The organism is Longimicrobium sp. (assembly GCA_036389795.1).
Classification (GTDB): domain Bacteria; phylum Gemmatimonadota; class Gemmatimonadetes; order Longimicrobiales; family Longimicrobiaceae; genus Longimicrobium.
In genome coordinates this window covers 1-14,269 of record DASVWD010000097.1, presented here as the reverse complement: position 1 = coordinate 14,269, position 14,269 = coordinate 1, and the positions used below count along the sequence as shown (strand labels likewise).

27 protein-coding genes and 1 pseudogene are annotated in these 14,269 nt (G+C 70.2%); all 28 read left to right on the top strand.

Annotated features, from left to right (window positions below; translation table 11 throughout):
- Positions 1-148: elongation factor Tu (tuf, locus tag VF746_12815; protein ID HEX8693300.1), on the top strand; the 148-nt coding region annotated here is incomplete at its 5' end.
- An 85-nt stretch (positions 149-233) separates the two neighbouring features.
- A complete protein-coding gene (gene rpsJ / locus VF746_12810; GenBank protein HEX8693299.1) occupies positions 234-542 on the top strand; it encodes a 30S ribosomal protein S10 in 309 nt (102 codons plus the stop codon).
- Between the two features lie 9 nt (positions 543-551).
- Complete coding sequence (gene rplC, locus VF746_12805; protein ID HEX8693298.1) at positions 552-1,175, top strand: 50S ribosomal protein L3; 624 nt, start codon at positions 552-554, stop codon at positions 1,173-1,175.
- Positions 1,176-1,182: 7 nt separating this feature from the next.
- Positions 1,183-1,836, top strand: coding sequence for a 50S ribosomal protein L4 (gene rplD, locus VF746_12800; GenBank protein ID HEX8693297.1), 654 nt, complete (start codon positions 1,183-1,185; stop codon positions 1,834-1,836).
- A complete protein-coding gene (gene rplW, locus VF746_12795; protein HEX8693296.1) occupies positions 1,829-2,119 on the top strand; it encodes a 50S ribosomal protein L23 in 291 nt (96 codons plus the stop codon). Before rplD ends, rplW begins: the two co-directional genes overlap by 8 nt.
- A gap of 1 nt (position 2,120) precedes the next feature.
- Positions 2,121-2,966: a 50S ribosomal protein L2 gene (gene rplB / locus VF746_12790; GenBank protein HEX8693295.1), complete on the top strand. Its 846-nt coding sequence runs from the start codon at positions 2,121-2,123 to the stop codon at positions 2,964-2,966.
- Positions 2,967-3,150: 184 nt separating this feature from the next.
- Positions 3,151-3,438, top strand: coding sequence for a 30S ribosomal protein S19 (rpsS, locus tag VF746_12785; protein ID HEX8693294.1), 288 nt, complete (start codon positions 3,151-3,153; stop codon positions 3,436-3,438).
- A gap of 18 nt (positions 3,439-3,456) precedes the next feature.
- Positions 3,457-3,807 (top strand): 50S ribosomal protein L22, encoded by a 351-nt coding sequence (gene rplV, locus VF746_12780; protein HEX8693293.1) that lies wholly within the window; start codon positions 3,457-3,459, stop codon positions 3,805-3,807.
- A gap of 4 nt (positions 3,808-3,811) precedes the next feature.
- Positions 3,812-4,477 carry a 30S ribosomal protein S3 gene (rpsC, locus tag VF746_12775; protein HEX8693292.1) on the top strand — a complete coding sequence of 222 codons (666 nt, stop codon included), beginning with the start codon at positions 3,812-3,814 and terminating at the stop codon, positions 4,475-4,477.
- 15 nt (positions 4,478-4,492) lie between these two features.
- Positions 4,493-4,942 carry a 50S ribosomal protein L16 gene (gene rplP, locus VF746_12770; GenBank protein HEX8693291.1) on the top strand — a complete coding sequence of 150 codons (450 nt, stop codon included), beginning with the start codon at positions 4,493-4,495 and terminating at the stop codon, positions 4,940-4,942.
- Positions 4,939-5,145, top strand: coding sequence for a 50S ribosomal protein L29 (gene rpmC, locus VF746_12765; GenBank protein HEX8693290.1), 207 nt, complete (start codon positions 4,939-4,941; stop codon positions 5,143-5,145). The genes rplP and rpmC overlap by 4 nt, the downstream gene beginning before the upstream one ends.
- Position 5,146: 1 nt before the next feature.
- A complete protein-coding gene (gene rpsQ, locus VF746_12760; GenBank protein HEX8693289.1) occupies positions 5,147-5,422 on the top strand; it encodes a 30S ribosomal protein S17 in 276 nt (91 codons plus the stop codon).
- A gap of 27 nt (positions 5,423-5,449) precedes the next feature.
- On the top strand, positions 5,450-5,818 hold the full coding sequence (gene rplN / locus VF746_12755; protein ID HEX8693288.1) for a 50S ribosomal protein L14: 369 nt from the start codon (positions 5,450-5,452) through the stop codon (positions 5,816-5,818).
- Between the two features lie 8 nt (positions 5,819-5,826).
- On the top strand, positions 5,827-6,144 hold the full coding sequence (gene rplX / locus VF746_12750; GenBank protein HEX8693287.1) for a 50S ribosomal protein L24: 318 nt from the start codon (positions 5,827-5,829) through the stop codon (positions 6,142-6,144).
- 168 nt (positions 6,145-6,312) lie between these two features.
- Positions 6,313-6,948 (top strand): 50S ribosomal protein L5, encoded by a 636-nt coding sequence (gene rplE / locus VF746_12745; GenBank protein ID HEX8693286.1) that lies wholly within the window; start codon positions 6,313-6,315, stop codon positions 6,946-6,948.
- Between the two features lie 106 nt (positions 6,949-7,054).
- Positions 7,055-7,240, top strand: coding sequence for a type Z 30S ribosomal protein S14 (locus VF746_12740; protein HEX8693285.1), 186 nt, complete (start codon positions 7,055-7,057; stop codon positions 7,238-7,240).
- A 234-nt stretch (positions 7,241-7,474) separates the two neighbouring features.
- Complete coding sequence (gene rpsH, locus VF746_12735) at positions 7,475-7,867, top strand: 30S ribosomal protein S8 (GenBank protein ID HEX8693284.1); 393 nt, start codon at positions 7,475-7,477, stop codon at positions 7,865-7,867.
- Between the two features lie 12 nt (positions 7,868-7,879).
- On the top strand, positions 7,880-8,419 hold the full coding sequence (rplF, locus tag VF746_12730; GenBank protein ID HEX8693283.1) for a 50S ribosomal protein L6: 540 nt from the start codon (positions 7,880-7,882) through the stop codon (positions 8,417-8,419).
- 48 nt (positions 8,420-8,467) lie between these two features.
- On the top strand, positions 8,468-8,848 hold the full coding sequence (gene rplR / locus VF746_12725) for a 50S ribosomal protein L18 (GenBank protein HEX8693282.1): 381 nt from the start codon (positions 8,468-8,470) through the stop codon (positions 8,846-8,848).
- A gap of 235 nt (positions 8,849-9,083) precedes the next feature.
- A pseudogene (gene rpsE, locus VF746_12720) lies at positions 9,084-9,566 on the top strand (30S ribosomal protein S5).
- Positions 9,559-9,744: a 50S ribosomal protein L30 gene (rpmD, locus tag VF746_12715; GenBank protein HEX8693281.1), complete on the top strand. Its 186-nt coding sequence runs from the start codon at positions 9,559-9,561 to the stop codon at positions 9,742-9,744. The pseudogene rpsE and the gene rpmD overlap by 8 nt, the downstream one beginning before the upstream one ends.
- 1 nt (position 9,745) lies before the next feature.
- Complete coding sequence (gene rplO, locus VF746_12710; protein ID HEX8693280.1) at positions 9,746-10,201, top strand: 50S ribosomal protein L15; 456 nt, start codon at positions 9,746-9,748, stop codon at positions 10,199-10,201.
- A 2-nt stretch (positions 10,202-10,203) separates the two neighbouring features.
- Complete coding sequence (gene secY, locus VF746_12705; protein HEX8693279.1) at positions 10,204-11,529, top strand: preprotein translocase subunit SecY; 1,326 nt, start codon at positions 10,204-10,206, stop codon at positions 11,527-11,529.
- A gap of 107 nt (positions 11,530-11,636) precedes the next feature.
- Positions 11,637-12,269: an adenylate kinase gene (locus tag VF746_12700; GenBank protein HEX8693278.1), complete on the top strand. Its 633-nt coding sequence runs from the start codon at positions 11,637-11,639 to the stop codon at positions 12,267-12,269.
- Complete coding sequence (gene map, locus VF746_12695; GenBank protein HEX8693277.1) at positions 12,266-13,075, top strand: type I methionyl aminopeptidase; 810 nt, start codon at positions 12,266-12,268, stop codon at positions 13,073-13,075. The genes VF746_12700 and map overlap by 4 nt, the downstream gene beginning before the upstream one ends.
- A gap of 224 nt (positions 13,076-13,299) precedes the next feature.
- On the top strand, positions 13,300-13,416 hold the full coding sequence (rpmJ, locus tag VF746_12690) for a 50S ribosomal protein L36 (protein HEX8693276.1): 117 nt from the start codon (positions 13,300-13,302) through the stop codon (positions 13,414-13,416).
- Between the two features lie 34 nt (positions 13,417-13,450).
- Positions 13,451-13,831 (top strand): 30S ribosomal protein S13, encoded by a 381-nt coding sequence (gene rpsM, locus VF746_12685; protein HEX8693275.1) that lies wholly within the window; start codon positions 13,451-13,453, stop codon positions 13,829-13,831.
- Positions 13,832-13,955: 124 nt separating this feature from the next.
- Positions 13,956-14,269, top strand: a 314-nt coding sequence (rpsK, locus tag VF746_12680; GenBank protein ID HEX8693274.1) for a 30S ribosomal protein S11, incomplete at its 3' end; no start/stop codon positions are given.

The window sequence follows — 14,269 nt, the reverse complement described above, 5'->3', positions numbered from 1 at the left end:
GGGGGTGGAGATGGTGATGCCGGGCGACAACGTGCAGATGACGGTGGAGCTGATCACCCCGATCGCGATGGAGAAGGAGCTGCGCTTCGCCATCCGCGAGGGCGGCCGCACCGTGGGCGCGGGCGTCGTCACCGAGATCGTGGACTGAGCCGGTTGGCGGGAGGCGCGGCGTCCGCCGCGGCCTCCGGACCGAAACAGCGACGAACGTCAACCGACTCAGGAGCAGGAAGCACATGGCTGGCAAGATCCGCATCCGGCTGAAGGGCTTCGATCACGCGGTGATCGACCAGACCACGGCCGACATCGTCCGCACGGCGGAGAAGACCGGAGCGACCATCTCCGGGCCGATCCCCCTGCCGACCCGGGTGCAGCGCTTCACCGTGAACCGCTCGCCCCACATCGACAAGAAGAGCCGGGAGCAGTTCGAGCTGAAGACGCACAAGCGCGTCATCGACATCCTCGACTCGCGCCCGCAGACCGTGGACGCCCTCACCAAGCTGGACCTGCCGGCGGGTGTGGACGTCGAGATCAAGGTGGACTGAGGAGGCATCATGTCGGGGATCATCGGACGAAAGCTGGGGATGACCCAGATCTTCGACGAGTCCGGCGCCGTGGTGCCCGTGACCGTCATCGAGGCCGGGCCCTGCCCGGTCGTGCAGGTCCGCACCCGGGAGAAGGAGGGCTACTCGGCCGTCCAGCTCGGGTTCGGCGAGCAGAAGGAGCGCCGCGCCAGCAAGGCCGAGAAGGGCCACGCGGTGAAGGCCGGCCTGGAGGCCGCGCCGGCGGTGCTGAAGGAGTTCCGCTTCGAGGCCGACCAGGCGCCCGAGGTGGGCGCCCGGGTGACCGTGGAGGGGTTCGAGCGCGGCGGCCGCGTGAAGGTGACGGGCGTCACCAAGGGGCGCGGCTTCCAGGGCGTGATGAAGCGCCACGGCTTCGGCGGCGGGCGCGCCAGCCACGGCGCCACCCGCATCCACCGCGCCCCCGGCTCCATCGGGGCGGGCACCAACCCGAGCCGCGTGATCAAGGGCAAGCGCATGCCCGGCCACATGGGGGCCGAGCAGCAGACCGTGCGCAACCTGCTGGTGGCCAAGGTCGACCGCGAGCGCAACCTGCTGTACGTGCGCGGCGCGGTGCCGGGCCCGATCAACGGCGTCGTGTTCATCCAGAAGCAGTGAGGCCCGGATGCTGACCGCGAAGCTCTACAGCGCCGCCGGCGAGCCGGCCGGCGACGTGCAGCTCCCCGAGGAGCTGTTCGACGGGCGCGTCCACGAGGCCGCCCTGCACCAGACCGTGAAGGCGCACCTGGCCAACCGCCGCCAGGGGACCGCCTCGACCAAGACCCGGGGCGAGGTCTCCGGGGGCAAGCGCAAGGCCTGGCGTCAGAAGGGCACCGGCCGGGCGCGCCAGGGCTCGATCCGCGCCCCCCACTGGCGGGGCGGCGGGATCGTGTTCGGGCCCTCCCCGCGCGACTACCACCAGGACGTGCCGCGCAAGGTGAAGGCGCTCGCGCGCCGCTCCGCCTTCAACCAGCGGGCCCTGAACGGCGAGATCGCCGTGGTGGAGCGCTTCGACCTGGCGGGCCCGAAGACGCGCCCCTTCGCCGAGCTGATCCAGAAGATCGGCGCCGCCGACGCCAAGCGCGTCCTGGTGCTCACCGACGGGTCGCAGGAGAACGTGTACCTGTCGGCGCGCAACCTCCCGAACGTCGAGGTGCTGCCGTTCGCGCAGGCCTCGGCCTACGACGTGATGGTGGCCCGCCGGCTGGTGATCGAGCAGGCCGCGCTGGAGCGCGTGCGCCAGGGCGCGGTGCCCGAGGAGGAGGTGGCCAATGCGTAACATCAACGAGGTGATCGTCCGCCCGCTGGTGACCGAGAAGAGCCACCGGGTCCTGGACGAGCTGGGCGCCTACACCTTCGTGGTGGCCAAGGACGCCAACAAGATCGAGATCGCCCGCGCGGTCGAGAAGCAGTTCGACGTGAAGGTCAAGGACGTGCGCACCATGCGCTACGCCGGCAAGGCCAAGCGCATGGGCCGCCACGCCGGCCGCCGGGCGAGCTGGAAGAAGGCAGTGGTCACCCTCGCCGAGGGCGACAGCATCGAGCTCTTCGAGGGGGTGTGAGATGCCGACGAAGCAGTTCAAGCCGGTGACTCCCGGCACCCGCTTCCGGCAGACCAGCGACTTCGGCGAGGTGACCCACAAGGGCCGCCCCGAGAAGTCGCTGACCGAGAAGCTGTCCAAGAGCGGCGGCCGCAACCACCACGGTCACGTGACCGCGCGCCACATCGGCGGCGGCCACAAGAAGCTCTACCGCAAGGTCGACTTCAAGCGCTCGGACAAGGCCGGCGTGCCGGCGAAGGTGGAGCGGATCGAGTACGACCCGAACCGCACCGCCAACCTGGCGCTCCTGGTGTACGAGGACGGCGAGCGCCGCTACATCCTGCACCCGCGCGGGCTGCAGGTGGGCGACACCGTCACCAGCGGGTCGGGCTCCGACATCAAGCCCGGCAACGCGCTCCCGCTGGCCGAGATCCCGCTGGGCACCACGGTGCACAACGTGGAGCTGAAGCCGGGCAAGGGCGCGCAGCTGGCCCGCTCGGCGGGCGCCGGCGTGCAGATCGCGGCCAAGGAGGGCGACTACGTCACCCTGCGCCTGCCCAGCACCGAGGTGCGCCTGGTGCGCCGGGAGTGCATGGCCACGGTGGGCCAGGTGGGCAACGTGGACCACGAGAAGCAGTCGATCGGCAAGGCGGGCGCCAACCGCTGGCGCGGCAAGCGGCCGAAGGTGCGCGGCGTGGCCATGAACCCGGTCGACCACCCGCTGGGCGGCGGCGAGGGGAAGAGCTCGGGCGGCCGGCCCCCGGTCTCCCCGTGGGGCAAGCCCGAGGGCGTGAAGACCCGCCACGCCAAGAAGGCGTCGAACAAGCTGATCGTGCGCGGCCGCAAGCGCGGCAAGGCCACGAAGTAAGTGCTGAGTCCTTAGTGCTTAGTCCTTAGTGTGTTAGCAGTTCACTAACGCACTAAGCACTAAGGACTAACGCACTTGATGTTCGCGTCCACCACTGTCCCGGCCTGAGACCCGGGCCACGTGGACCCCTCCCGCGGCACCGAGGCCCGGGAGAGCTAAGAGCGAGGAAGGAACGAACCGAACGATGCCCAGGAGCCTGAAGAAGGGGCCCTTCGTCGAGGAGAGCCTCCAGAAGAAGATCCGGGCGATGAACGAGAAGAACGAGAAGCGGGTCGTGAAGACCTGGTCGCGCTCTTCCACCATCACCCCGGAGTTCGTCGGCCACACGCTGGCCGTGCACAACGGCAACAAGTTCATCCCCGTGTACCTCACCGAGCAGATGGTGGGGCACAAGCTGGGCGAGTTCGCCCCCACGCGCACCTTCAAGGGGCACGGCGGCAAGCTCGTCGACAAGCGCGCCAAGGCGCGCTAGGGCATGGAGGAGAAGACCATGAAGGCTCGCGCCATCGCCCGCAACATCGGGATGAGCCCGCGCAAGATGCGGATGGTCCTGGACCTGATCCGCGGCCGGGGAGTCAACGAGGCGTACTCGATCCTGAAGTTCTCGAAGAAGGCGGCCACCCGCCCGATCGAGAAGACGCTCCGCTCGGCCGTCGCCAACGCCACCCAGCACGCCGACGCGGCGGGCGGCTACGTCGACGCCGACGAGCTGGTGGTCAGGGAGGCGTACGTCAACGAGGGGCCCACGCTCAAGCGCTTCAGCCCCCGCGCCATGGGCCGCGCCACCCCGATCCTGAAGCGGACCAGCCAGCTCACCATCGTCGTCGACACCAAGGAGTAGCGCCGTGGGACAGAAGACTCATCCGCGCGGGTTCCGGCTGGGGATCGTGGCCCCCTGGAAGTCCCGCTGGTTCGCCGAGCGCGACTTCCCGGCGAAGCTCGTCGAGGACGAGAAGATCCGCAAATACCTCCACCAGCGCCTGGGCCACGCCTCGATCTCGGAGATCGAGATCGAGAGGAAGCCCGGCAAGACGATCGTCACCGTGCACACCGCCCGCCCGGGCGTGGTGATCGGCAAGGGCGGCGCCGAGGTCGACAAGCTCCGCGACGAGCTGGCGCGCCTCAGCCCCGGCAACGAGGTGGCGATCAACGTGGAGGAGGTCAAGCGCCCCGAGGTGGACGCGCAGCTGATCGCCGACAGCATCGCGCACCAGCTGGTGCAGCGCGTCAGCTTCCGCCGCGCCATGAAGCGCGCGGTGCAGAACGCCATGCGCGCCGGCGCCGAGGGGATCAAGGTGCAGGTGGCCGGGCGCCTGAACGGCGCCGAGATCGCCCGCACCGAGGGGTACAAGGAGGGCCGCATCCCGCTGCAGACGCTGCGGGCCGACATCGACTACGCCCAGTCGACCGCGCGCACGACCTACGGGACGATCGGCGTGAAGGTCTGGGTGTTCAAGGGCGAGGTCGTCGAGAACCGCCGCGGGCGCACCTACTCGACCGACGCCCGGTAACGGAGGACCACTACGATGCTCGCTCCCAAGAGAGTCAAGTACCGCAAGCAGATGAAGGGCCGCATGCGCGGCGCCGCCACCCGGGGCAACTACGTGGCCTTCGGCGACTTCGGCCTGCAGGCGCTGGAGCCCGGCTGGATCAGCAACCGCTCGATCGAGGCGGCCCGTATCGCCATGACGCGCCACATCAAGCGCGGCGGCAAGGTGTGGATCCGGATCTTCCCGGACAAGACCATTACCAAGAAGCCCCTGGAAGTGCGCATGGGCAAGGGCAAGGGCAACCCGGAGGGGTGGGTGGCCGTGGTCAGGCCCGGGCGGATCATGTTCGAGCTGGAGGGCGTCGCTCCCGAGATCGCCAGGCGGGCGCTGCAGCTGGCGGCCGCCAAGCTCCCGGTGAAGGCCAAGATCGTCGAGCGCGAGCGGGCCGAGGCCCACGCGGCCCCCGCCGAGGGAGGTGAGGCGTGAACGGCACCGAGATCCGCGAGATGACCGACGAGGAGATCGCCGAGCGCATCGAGCAGCTCCAGGAGGAGCGCTTCCGGCTGCGCTTCCGCTCGGCGACCCAGCAGCTGGAGAACCCGATGCTGCTGCGCAACATCCGCCGCGACATCGCGCGGCTGAAGACGATCCAGCGCGAGCGCCAGAACCAGGAGCAGGGGAGCCGCTGACATGGCCGAGAACGAGAACGAGCTGGAGCGCGGCCAGCGGAAGACCCGCGTGGGGACCGTGGTCTCCGACAAGATGGACAAGACCGTGGTGGTGAAGGTGGAGCGCCGCTACGCGCACCCGCTGTACGGAAAGCAGGTGACGCGCTCCAAGAAGTACCACGCGCACGACGAGAACAACGAGTACCACCCCGGCGACGTGGTGCGCATCACCGAGACCCGGCCGCTGTCGAAGACCAAGCGGTGGCGTGTCTCCGAGCTGATCGAGCGGGCCCGCTAGAGCCGGCGCTATCCAGAGGAGCAGACCATGCTGCAGCAGGAATCGATCGTCCGGATCGCGGACAACTCCGGCGCCAAGAAGGCGCTGGTGATCCGCGTGCTCGGCGGGAGCAAGCGCCGCTACGCCTCGGTGGGCGACCAGGTGATCGTGGCCATCAAGGACGCGCTCCCCGACGGGACCGTGAAGAAGGGCGACGTGGCCAAGGCGGTGGTGGTGCGCACCACCAAGGAGGTCCGGCGCAAGGACGGCAGCTACATCAAGTTCGACGAGAACGCGGCCGTCATCATCAACGACGCGGGCGAGCCCCGCGCCACGCGCATCTTCGGGCCCGTCGCCCGCGAGCTGCGCGACAAGCGCTACATGAAGATCGTCTCGCTGGCGCCGGAGGTGATCTGATGAGCAGGCTGAACATCCGCCGGGGCGACCGCGTGAAGGTCATCTCCGGCAACTACAAGGGCCACGAGGGGACGGTGATCCGCGTGGAGCCCGACAAGGGCCGCGTGGTGGTGCAGGGCGTGAACCTGCGCAAGCGCCACCGCAAGCCCTCGCCGGCCGCCCCCGAGGGCGGGATCATCGAGTTCGAGGCCCCGATCCACGCCTCGAACGTGATGCTCCTGGACCCCAAGAGCGGCGAGCCCACCCGGGTGCGCTCTGGCGTAGGCCCCGACGGGAAGCGGGCGCGGGTCTCGGCCCGCTCGGGGCAGGTGATTCCGAAGGCCTAGTGTTAAGTGCTTAGTCCTTAGTCTTTTAGTCCTTAGTGCAACTGCTCAGACTCGGCGCTCAGGACTAAGCACTAAAGGACTAAGGACTCAGGACTAAAGAAGAACTCACAACGTGACCGCCCTCCCGGGCTCGACCTGAGTCGCGCGGGGATACGGAGCGAGGAGACGATGGCGAAGAAGGACAAGCAGAAGGCGGCCGAGGAAGAGGCGCCCGCCGCCGAGACGGGCCCGCGGCAGAAGCCGCGGCTGCAGCGCTACTACGAGGAGACGGTGCGGGCGAAGCTCCAGCAGGAGTTCGGCTGGACCACGCCGATGCGCATCCCCCGGCTGGAGAAGATCACCGTCAACGTGGGCCTGGGCGAGGCGCCCAAGAACCCCAAGCTGCTCGAGGGCGTGGTCGCCGAGATCGGCGCCATCACCGGCCAGAAGCCGGTGGTGACCAAGGCCAAGAAGGCGATCTCGAACTTCGCGCTGCGCGAGGGCTCGCCCGTCGGCGTGACGGTCACGCTGCGGCGCGACCGCATGTGGGAGTTCCTGGACCGGCTGGTCAACGTGGCCATGCCGCGCATCCGCGACTTCCGCGGCGTGCCGACCCGCTCGTTCGACGGCCGCGGGAACTACACCATGGGCGTGAAGGAGCAGCTCATCTTCCCGGAGATCGACTACGACAAGGTGGAGAAGGTCCACGGGATGGACATCACCTTCGTCACCTCGACCACCCGGGACGACGAGGCGCTGGCGCTGCTGCGCGAGCTGGGGATGCCGTTCCGCGGCGAGTCCCCCGTGATCGTCCAGGCGGCGTAAGACGGACGGCGGTGCCCGGGCGGGCGAAACTCCCGGGCACCGGTTTCCGGAGGCGGGGTACTGAACCGGCTCCGGTCGAAACGCAACCACTCAGGCGACAGTCGAAATGGCACGCAAGGCCCTGATCGAGAAGTCGAAGCGCAAGCCGAAGTTCGGCGTCCGGGTGCACAACCGCTGCAACCGCTGCGGCCGCCCCCGGGCCTTCCTGCGCAAGTTCGGGCTCTGCCGCGTCTGCTTCCGGCAGATGGCGCTCTCGGGGGAGATCCCCGGGGTGCGCAAGGCGAGCTGGTAGGGAACGGCAGGGGACAGGGAAGAGGGTACAGGGGACAGCGAGCGGATGCGTCCGCGCGTCAGCCCCGAGCCTGAAATCCGAAGTCTCCGCCGGGAGGTAGTGGGGAAGGAAAAGCGGAAGGACGTTGGGAGCGCCGTTGCAGGCTGTCCCCTGTCCCCTGTACCCTGTCCCCTAAGACAATTCCACTTCCTGAAAGTCCGGCACCCCCGCCGGATACTCTAGGAGAGACCCAGCATGGTGACCGATCCGATCGCCGACATGCTGACCCGCATCCGCAACGCGCAGCTGGCGCGCCACCGGAGGGTCGACATGCCGCTCAGCAAGCTGAAGGTGGAGATCGCCCGCCTTCTCAAGGAAAATCACTACATCCACGACTACAAGGTCCTGGAGGACGGCCCGCACCCGGTGCTCAGGCTGTACCTGAAGTACTACCAGGACAAGCCCGTCATCCGCGAGCTGCGCCGCGTCTCCAAGCCGGGGCTGCGCAAGTACGTGGGCGTCGAGGAGGTGCCGCGCGTGCGCAACGGGCTGGGGATGGCGCTGCTGTCCACCTCGCGCGGCGTGATGACCGACCGCGAGGCCCGCGCCGCCAAGGTCGGCGGCGAGCTGCTCGCCATCGTGTGGTAAGGAGAGCTGACGATGTCGCGCATCGGGAAGAGGCCGATCGCCATCCCCGCGGGGGTGGACGTGCAGGTGGACGGCAACACCGTCCGGGTGAAGGGCCCCAGGGGCGAGCTGCAGCGCACGCTGCACCGGGACGTGATCGTGCGCCGCGAGGACGGCGAGATCCGCGTGGAGCGGCCGAGCGACCAGCCGGAGCACCGCGCGCTGCACGGGCTCAGCCGCACCCTGGTGGCCAACATGGTCGAGGGCGTGACCGCGGGCTTCACCAAGACGCTGGAGATCGTGGGCGTGGGCTACCGCGCCGAGACCAAGCCCTTCGGGCTGACGCTGGCGCTCGGCTACAGCCACCCGATCGACTACAAGGCGCCGCCGGGGATCACGCTGCGCGCGGTGAACCCCACCACGGTGGAGGTCGCGGGGACCGACAAGGAGGTGGTGGGGCAGGTGGCGGCCGAGATCCGCAGCCTGCGTCCGCCCGAGCCGTACAAGGGCAAGGGCATCAAGTACCAGGGCGAGGTGATCCGCCGCAAGGCGGGCAAGGCGGGCGGCAAGTAGCCGCCCGCGCCCAGCGGCCGATCATCGCATAGTCAACCAGAGGAACCAATGGCGAGAGCACGGATCCGGGCCAGGACGCGCGAGGAGAAGCGCGTCCGCCGCCACCGCCGGGTGCGCGGCAAGGTCCACGGCACCCCCGAGCGCCCGCGCCTGGTCGTCTACCGCTCCCTCAACCACATCGAGGGGCAGGTGGTCGACGACGTGGCCGGCCGCACCATCGTGGGCATTTCGACGAACTCGCCGGCGCTGCGCGAGCGCCGGGGCGAGCTGACCAAGAGCGACGCGAGCCGCGAGGCCGGCAAGCTGCTGGCCGGCCAGGCCCGCGAGGCCGGCGTGACCGCGGTGGTGTTCGACCGCGGCGGCTACCTGTACCACGGCCGCGTGAAGGCCTTCGCCGAGGGCGCCCGCGAGGGCGGCCTCGAGTTCTAAAGGAGCGAGCATGGCGGAGCACAGACAGAGCGGCGGCGGCGGGGGCCGCGGCGGGCGCGGCGGCGGCGGTGGCGGCCGGGGCCGGGGCGGCCCGGGCGGCGGTGCCGGGCGCGGGCGCGGCGGCGGCTTCGGCGCGCAGGGCGGCGGCCAGGGCGGCGGCGACGAGCGCGAGGGCCGCCGCGGCCGCGGCGGCGAGCGCCGCGACGGCGGCCGGCGCGACGAGCGCCAGGGGAGCGACCTCAAGGAGAACGTCATCCACATCAACCGCGTGGCCAAGGTGGTGAAGGGCGGCCGGCGGTTCTCCTTCACCGCGCTGGTGGCCGTGGGCGACCAGGCGGGGAAGGTGGGCGTGGGGACGGGGAAGGCCAACGAGGTCTCCGAGGCGGTGCGCAAGGCCATCGACTCGGCGCGCCGGGCCATGGTGCGCGTGCCGGTGACGCACGGGACGCTGCCGCACGACGTGGTGGGCGAGGCGGGCGCGGGCCGCGTGCTGCTGCGCCCCGCGGCGCCCGGCACCGGCGTGATCGCCGGCGGCGCCGTGCGGGCGGTGCTGGAGTGCGTGGGGATCCACGACATCCTCACCAAGAGCCTGGGGAGCAACAACCCCTTCAACATGGTGCTGGCCACCATGGACGCGCTGACCAAGCTCACCACCCGCGAGCAGCTGGCGGTGGAGCGCGGCGTGCCGGTGGAGGCGCTGGGAGGGGCCCGTGGCTAAGATCAAGATCACCCAGACCAAGAGCGGGGTGGGCGCGCCGGAGAAGCACCGCAAGACGCTTCAGGCGCTCGGCCTCAGGCACCAGCGGAGCGTCGTGCAGGAAGACAACGACGCGATCCGCGGCATGATCTTTCAGGTCCGCCACCTGGTGAGGGTGGAGGACGCCCAGGAGCAGTGACATGGCTGACCTCAGCAACCTGTCCCGCCCCGCCGGCTCGCACCGCGACCGGAAGCGGCTGGGACGCGGCCCCGGCTCCGGCCAGGGGAAGACGGCCGGCAAGGGGCACAAGGGCTCCAAGGCCCGCGCCGGCCACAGCGGCCCCGGCGGCGGCAAGCCGCACTTCGAGGGCGGCCAGATGCCGCTGCAGCGGCGCCTTCCCAAGCGCGGCTTCACGCCGCTGGAGCGCACCGAGTACCAGGTGGTGAACCTCTGGCAGCTCGAGGCGATCCCCGAGGGCGACGTGACCCCCGACACCCTGAAGGCGCACGGGCTGATCGGCCACGCCCGCCGCCCGGTGAAGGTGCTGGGCACGGGCGACCTCACCCGTAAGGTGAACGTCAGCGCGCACCGCTTCAGCCGGGCCGCCCGCGAGAAGATCGAGGGCCTCGGCGGCACCGTGCAGGAGATCGTCTGACCATGGCGAACCCCGTCGCGAACCTGTTCCGGATCCCGGAGCTGAAGGAGAAGATCCTTTTCACGCTCCTCTGCCTGTTCATCTACCGGATCGGCGCCCACGTCACGGCGCCGTGGATCGACGTGGTGGCGCTGCGCGAGTACGCGGGGCGCCTGGCCGGCACCGCGTTCGGGATCTACGACATGTTCGTCGGGGGCGGCCTGTCCAAGGCCACGGTCTTCGCCCTCGGGATCATGCCCTACATCTCGGCCAGCATCATGTTCCAGCTGCTGGCCACGGTGGTGCCCAGCATCGAGAAGATGCAGAAGGAGGGCGAGGAGGGGCGCAAGAAGCTCACGCAGTACACCCGCTACGCCACCGTGCTGCTCTCCGTCTTCCAGGCGTACGGCTACGCCATGTTCCTGGAGACGCAGGTGCCGCAGGCGGTGGTCAACCCCGGGTGGGGCTTCCGCATCGTGATGATCCTGACGCTCACCACGGGCGCGGTGTTCATCATGTGGCTGGGCGAGCAGATCACCGAGCGCGGCATCGGCAACGGGATGAGCCTGATGATCTTCTTCGGGATCGTCGAGGCGCTCCCCTCCGCGCTGTACGAGACGGGCCGCCTGGTGGCCAACGGCGGCGTGCAGCCGATCGCCGTGGTGGTGCTCCTCGCCATGATGGCGGTGACCATCGCGGGGACCGTGGCCATCACCATGGCCATGCGCAAGATCCCGGTGCAGATCCCGCAGAAGGTGATGGGGCGGGGGCGCATCCGGCAGGGGCAGAAGTCGTTCATCCCGCTCCGGCTGAACATGGCCGGCGTGATGCCGATCATCTTCGCGCAGTCGATCATGATCCTGCCGGCCACGGCGGCCACCTTCGCCGGGGGCGGGGCGCTGCAGCGCTTCGCGCGCTGGTTCGACGTGAACAGCGTGCCGTACTACGCCGTGTTCACGCTGCTGATCATCTTCTTCACCTACTTCTACACCGCGATCATCTACAACCCGGTTGACATCGCGGAGAACCTGAAGAAGCAGGGCGCCTTCGTCCCCGGCGTGAAGCCGGGCGCGCGCACGGCCGAGTACATCGACCGGGTGATGACGCGCATCTCGCTCCCCGGGGCCCTCTTCCTGGCGGCGATCGCCATCGTCCCCTCGATGGTCCTGAACGCCTTCGGGGTGGCCGGGCTCTCGCGGGTGCTGGGCGGCACGGGGCTGCTGATCGTGGTGGGCGTGGCGCTCGACACCGTGCAGCAGATGCAGCAGCACCTCCTGCTGCGGCGCTACGACGGCTTCATGAAGAAGGGCCGCGTGAAGTTCCGCGGCCGGCAGCAGCGCTACATCTAAACGGCAGTGCCCAGGTACAAGTGCCCAGTGCCCAGTGAGCTTCGCTGCGGAACCGGGCACTTGTGCGCTGGGCGCTCGGCACTGGGCACTTCGGCACTGAAGTCGGAATGGACGTGATCCTCCTCGGCGCCCCGGGGGCCGGCAAGGGCACCCAGGGCGTCTTGCTTGCGGAGAAGCTGGGCGTCCCCAAGATCGCCACCGGCGACATGCTCCGCGACGCGGTGCGCGCCGGGACGGAGCTGGGCCGGCGCGCCAAGGCCGTCATGGACACGGGCGGGCTGGTCCCCGACGACGTGATCCTGGGGATGGTGCGCGAGCGCCTGGCCCGGCCCGACGCGGCCGGCGGGGCGGTGTTCGACGGCTACCCGCGCAACGCCGCGCAGGCCGGGCAGCTCGACCGGCTGCTGGCCGACGCGGGGCGCCGGATCGGCGCGGTGGTCTACCTGGAGGTGGCCGACGAGGCGATCGTCCGCCGCATGAGCGGGCGGCGCACCGACCCGGAGACGGGCACGGTCTACCACGTGGAGCACAACCCGCCGCCGCCCGAGGTGGCGCCCCGGGTGGTGCAGCGCGACGACGACCGCGAGGACACGGTGCGCAGGCGGCTGGAGGTGTACCGCGCGAGCACGGCGCCGCTGGTGGAGCACTACCGCGCCGCGGGGGTGCCCGTGCACACGGTGGACGGCGACCGCCCGATCGAGGCGGTGCAGGGCGACATCCTGAGGCTGCTGGGGCGGTGATCACGCTGTACGCGCCGGACGAGATCGACGTGATCGCGCGGGCCGGGCGCATCCTGGCCGCGCTGTACGCGGTCGCGCCCGGACAGGTGCGCCCCGGCGTCAGCACGGGCGAGCTGGACCGCTTCGCCGAGGACTTCATCCGCTCGCACGCGGGCGCGGAGCCGGCGTTCAAGGGGCTCTACGGCTTCCCGGCCACGCTCTGCACCAGCGTAAACCACGAGGTGGTGCACGGCATCCCCTCGCACCGGCGGCGCCTCGCCGAGGGCGACGTGGTGAGCATCGACTGCGGGGTGAAGCTGGAGGGCTTCTACGCCGACGCGGCGCTCACGCTCCCCGTGGGCGAGGTGAAGCCGGAGGTCGCCGAGCTGCTGGAGCGCACGCGGGCCGCCCTGTACCGCGGGATCGCCGAGACGCGCCCCGGCCACCGGCTGGGCGACGTGGGCGCGGCGATCCAGGAGGTGGCCGACGCGGCCGGCTACGGCGTGGTGCGCGAGCTGGTGGGGCACGGGGTGGGGCGCAAGCCGCACGAGGAGCCGCAGGTGCCCAACTTCGGCAGGCGGGGGAAGGGGCTCAAGCTGGCCGAGGGGATGGTGCTGGCCATCGAGCCCATGTTCAACCTGGGCGTGGCCGGGGTGCGCACCATGCCCGACCGCTGGACCGTGGTGACGGCCGACCGCAGGGTCTCGGCGCACTTCGAGCACACCGTGGCCGTGACGCCGCAGGGCCCGCGCATCCTCACCGTCGACCCCGCGGTCGAGTCGCCCTACCCCGCCGCCCCGGCCGCGGCCGCCGGGCCGGGCGTCTGAGGTCGTGCGCGCCCTCACGACCGATTGAGTCTCACACGGAGTCAACGGAGTCAACAGAGAGAAAAACTCCGTTCACTCCGTTGACTCCGTGTGAGGTCTGGGGTTTTCCGGATCGGGGCGTGACGAGGGAGGAACGCAAGTGTCCGCGCCCCGCGGGGTTGCGGAAAAGCGTCGCTCCGGTTAATTTTCCAGGCTTCGTTTTCCACGGAACGAGAGAGGCGACGATGAAGGTCCGCGCGAGCGTGAAGCCGATCTGCGAGCACTGCAAGGTGGTCCGCCGCAACGGCGTGATCCGGATCATCTGCAAGAAGAACCCGCGCCACAAGCAGCGCCAGGGCTGATCGGCGCACGTAAACAGGCTGAGGAGCAACCCACATGGCCCGCATTGCCGGCGTCGATCTCCCCCGCGACAAGCGCGTCGAGATCGGCCTGACGTACATCTTCGGGATCGGGCGGCCGACCGCCCGCAAGATCCTGGAGGAGGCGGGGGTCAACCCCGACGAGCGCGTGAACAAGCTGTCCGACGAGGACATCAACAAGCTGCGCCGCATCATCGACGCGAACCTCCGCGTGGAGGGCGTGCTGCGCGCCGAGATCGCGCGCAACATCAAGCGGCTGATGGACATCGGCTCGTACCGGGGCCTGCGGCACCGCCGCGGCCTGCCCGTGCGCGGCCAGCGGACGCACACCAACGCCCGCACCAAGAAGGGCCCGCGCCGCGCCATCGCCGGCAAGAAGAAGCCGGGCAAGAAGTAGCTCCCGGCCCACCCTGGTCGGGGCGCGTTCGTCCGCGCCCCGATGATCACCCGCCGGACACCGCCGGCGGGAGCGGTATCCTGACGCGCGGTAGGCCGCGCACCTGGCAAGAGGAAGAACGTCAATGGCGAAGCCGAAGGCCGCGGGGCGCCCGAAGACCCGGCGCCACGTGGACAGCGAGGGGGTCGCGCACATCAAGGCGACCTTCAACAACACCATCGTCACCATCTCCGACATGGCGGGCAACTCCGTCGTGTGGGGGAGCGCCGGCAAGGCCGGGTTCAAGGGCTCCAAGAAGAGCACCCCGTTCGCCGCCACCGTGGCCGCCGAGCAGGCCGCCAAGGAGGCGCTGGCGCTGGGGATGAAGCGGGTGCACGTGCGGGTGCAGGGCCCGGGCTCGGGCCGCGAGTCGGCCATCCAGGCGCTGGCCGCCGCGGG

Coding starts and splice junctions, on each gene's coding strand:
- rpsJ (HEX8693299.1), top strand. CDS start 234: ATGGCTGGCAAGATCCGCATCCGGCTGAAGGGCTTCGATCACGCGGTG.
- rplC (HEX8693298.1), top strand. CDS start 552: ATGTCGGGGATCATCGGACGAAAGCTGGGGATGACCCAGATCTTCGAC.
- rplD (HEX8693297.1), top strand. CDS start 1,183: ATGCTGACCGCGAAGCTCTACAGCGCCGCCGGCGAGCCGGCCGGCGAC.
- rplW (HEX8693296.1), top strand. CDS start 1,829: ATGCGTAACATCAACGAGGTGATCGTCCGCCCGCTGGTGACCGAGAAG.
- rplB (HEX8693295.1), top strand. CDS start 2,121: ATGCCGACGAAGCAGTTCAAGCCGGTGACTCCCGGCACCCGCTTCCGG.
- rpsS (HEX8693294.1), top strand. CDS start 3,151: ATGCCCAGGAGCCTGAAGAAGGGGCCCTTCGTCGAGGAGAGCCTCCAG.
- rplV (HEX8693293.1), top strand. CDS start 3,457: ATGAAGGCTCGCGCCATCGCCCGCAACATCGGGATGAGCCCGCGCAAG.
- rplP (HEX8693291.1), top strand. CDS start 4,493: ATGCTCGCTCCCAAGAGAGTCAAGTACCGCAAGCAGATGAAGGGCCGC.
- rpsQ (HEX8693289.1), top strand. CDS start 5,147: ATGGCCGAGAACGAGAACGAGCTGGAGCGCGGCCAGCGGAAGACCCGC.
- rplN (HEX8693288.1), top strand. CDS start 5,450: ATGCTGCAGCAGGAATCGATCGTCCGGATCGCGGACAACTCCGGCGCC.
- rplE (HEX8693286.1), top strand. CDS start 6,313: ATGGCGAAGAAGGACAAGCAGAAGGCGGCCGAGGAAGAGGCGCCCGCC.
- VF746_12740 (HEX8693285.1), top strand. CDS start 7,055: ATGGCACGCAAGGCCCTGATCGAGAAGTCGAAGCGCAAGCCGAAGTTC.
- rpsH (HEX8693284.1), top strand. CDS start 7,475: ATGGTGACCGATCCGATCGCCGACATGCTGACCCGCATCCGCAACGCG.
- rplF (HEX8693283.1), top strand. CDS start 7,880: ATGTCGCGCATCGGGAAGAGGCCGATCGCCATCCCCGCGGGGGTGGAC.
- rplR (HEX8693282.1), top strand. CDS start 8,468: ATGGCGAGAGCACGGATCCGGGCCAGGACGCGCGAGGAGAAGCGCGTC.
- rplO (HEX8693280.1), top strand. CDS start 9,746: ATGGCTGACCTCAGCAACCTGTCCCGCCCCGCCGGCTCGCACCGCGAC.
- secY (HEX8693279.1), top strand. CDS start 10,204: ATGGCGAACCCCGTCGCGAACCTGTTCCGGATCCCGGAGCTGAAGGAG.
- VF746_12700 (HEX8693278.1), top strand. CDS start 11,637: ATGGACGTGATCCTCCTCGGCGCCCCGGGGGCCGGCAAGGGCACCCAG.
- rpmJ (HEX8693276.1), top strand. CDS start 13,300: ATGAAGGTCCGCGCGAGCGTGAAGCCGATCTGCGAGCACTGCAAGGTG.
- rpsM (HEX8693275.1), top strand. CDS start 13,451: ATGGCCCGCATTGCCGGCGTCGATCTCCCCCGCGACAAGCGCGTCGAG.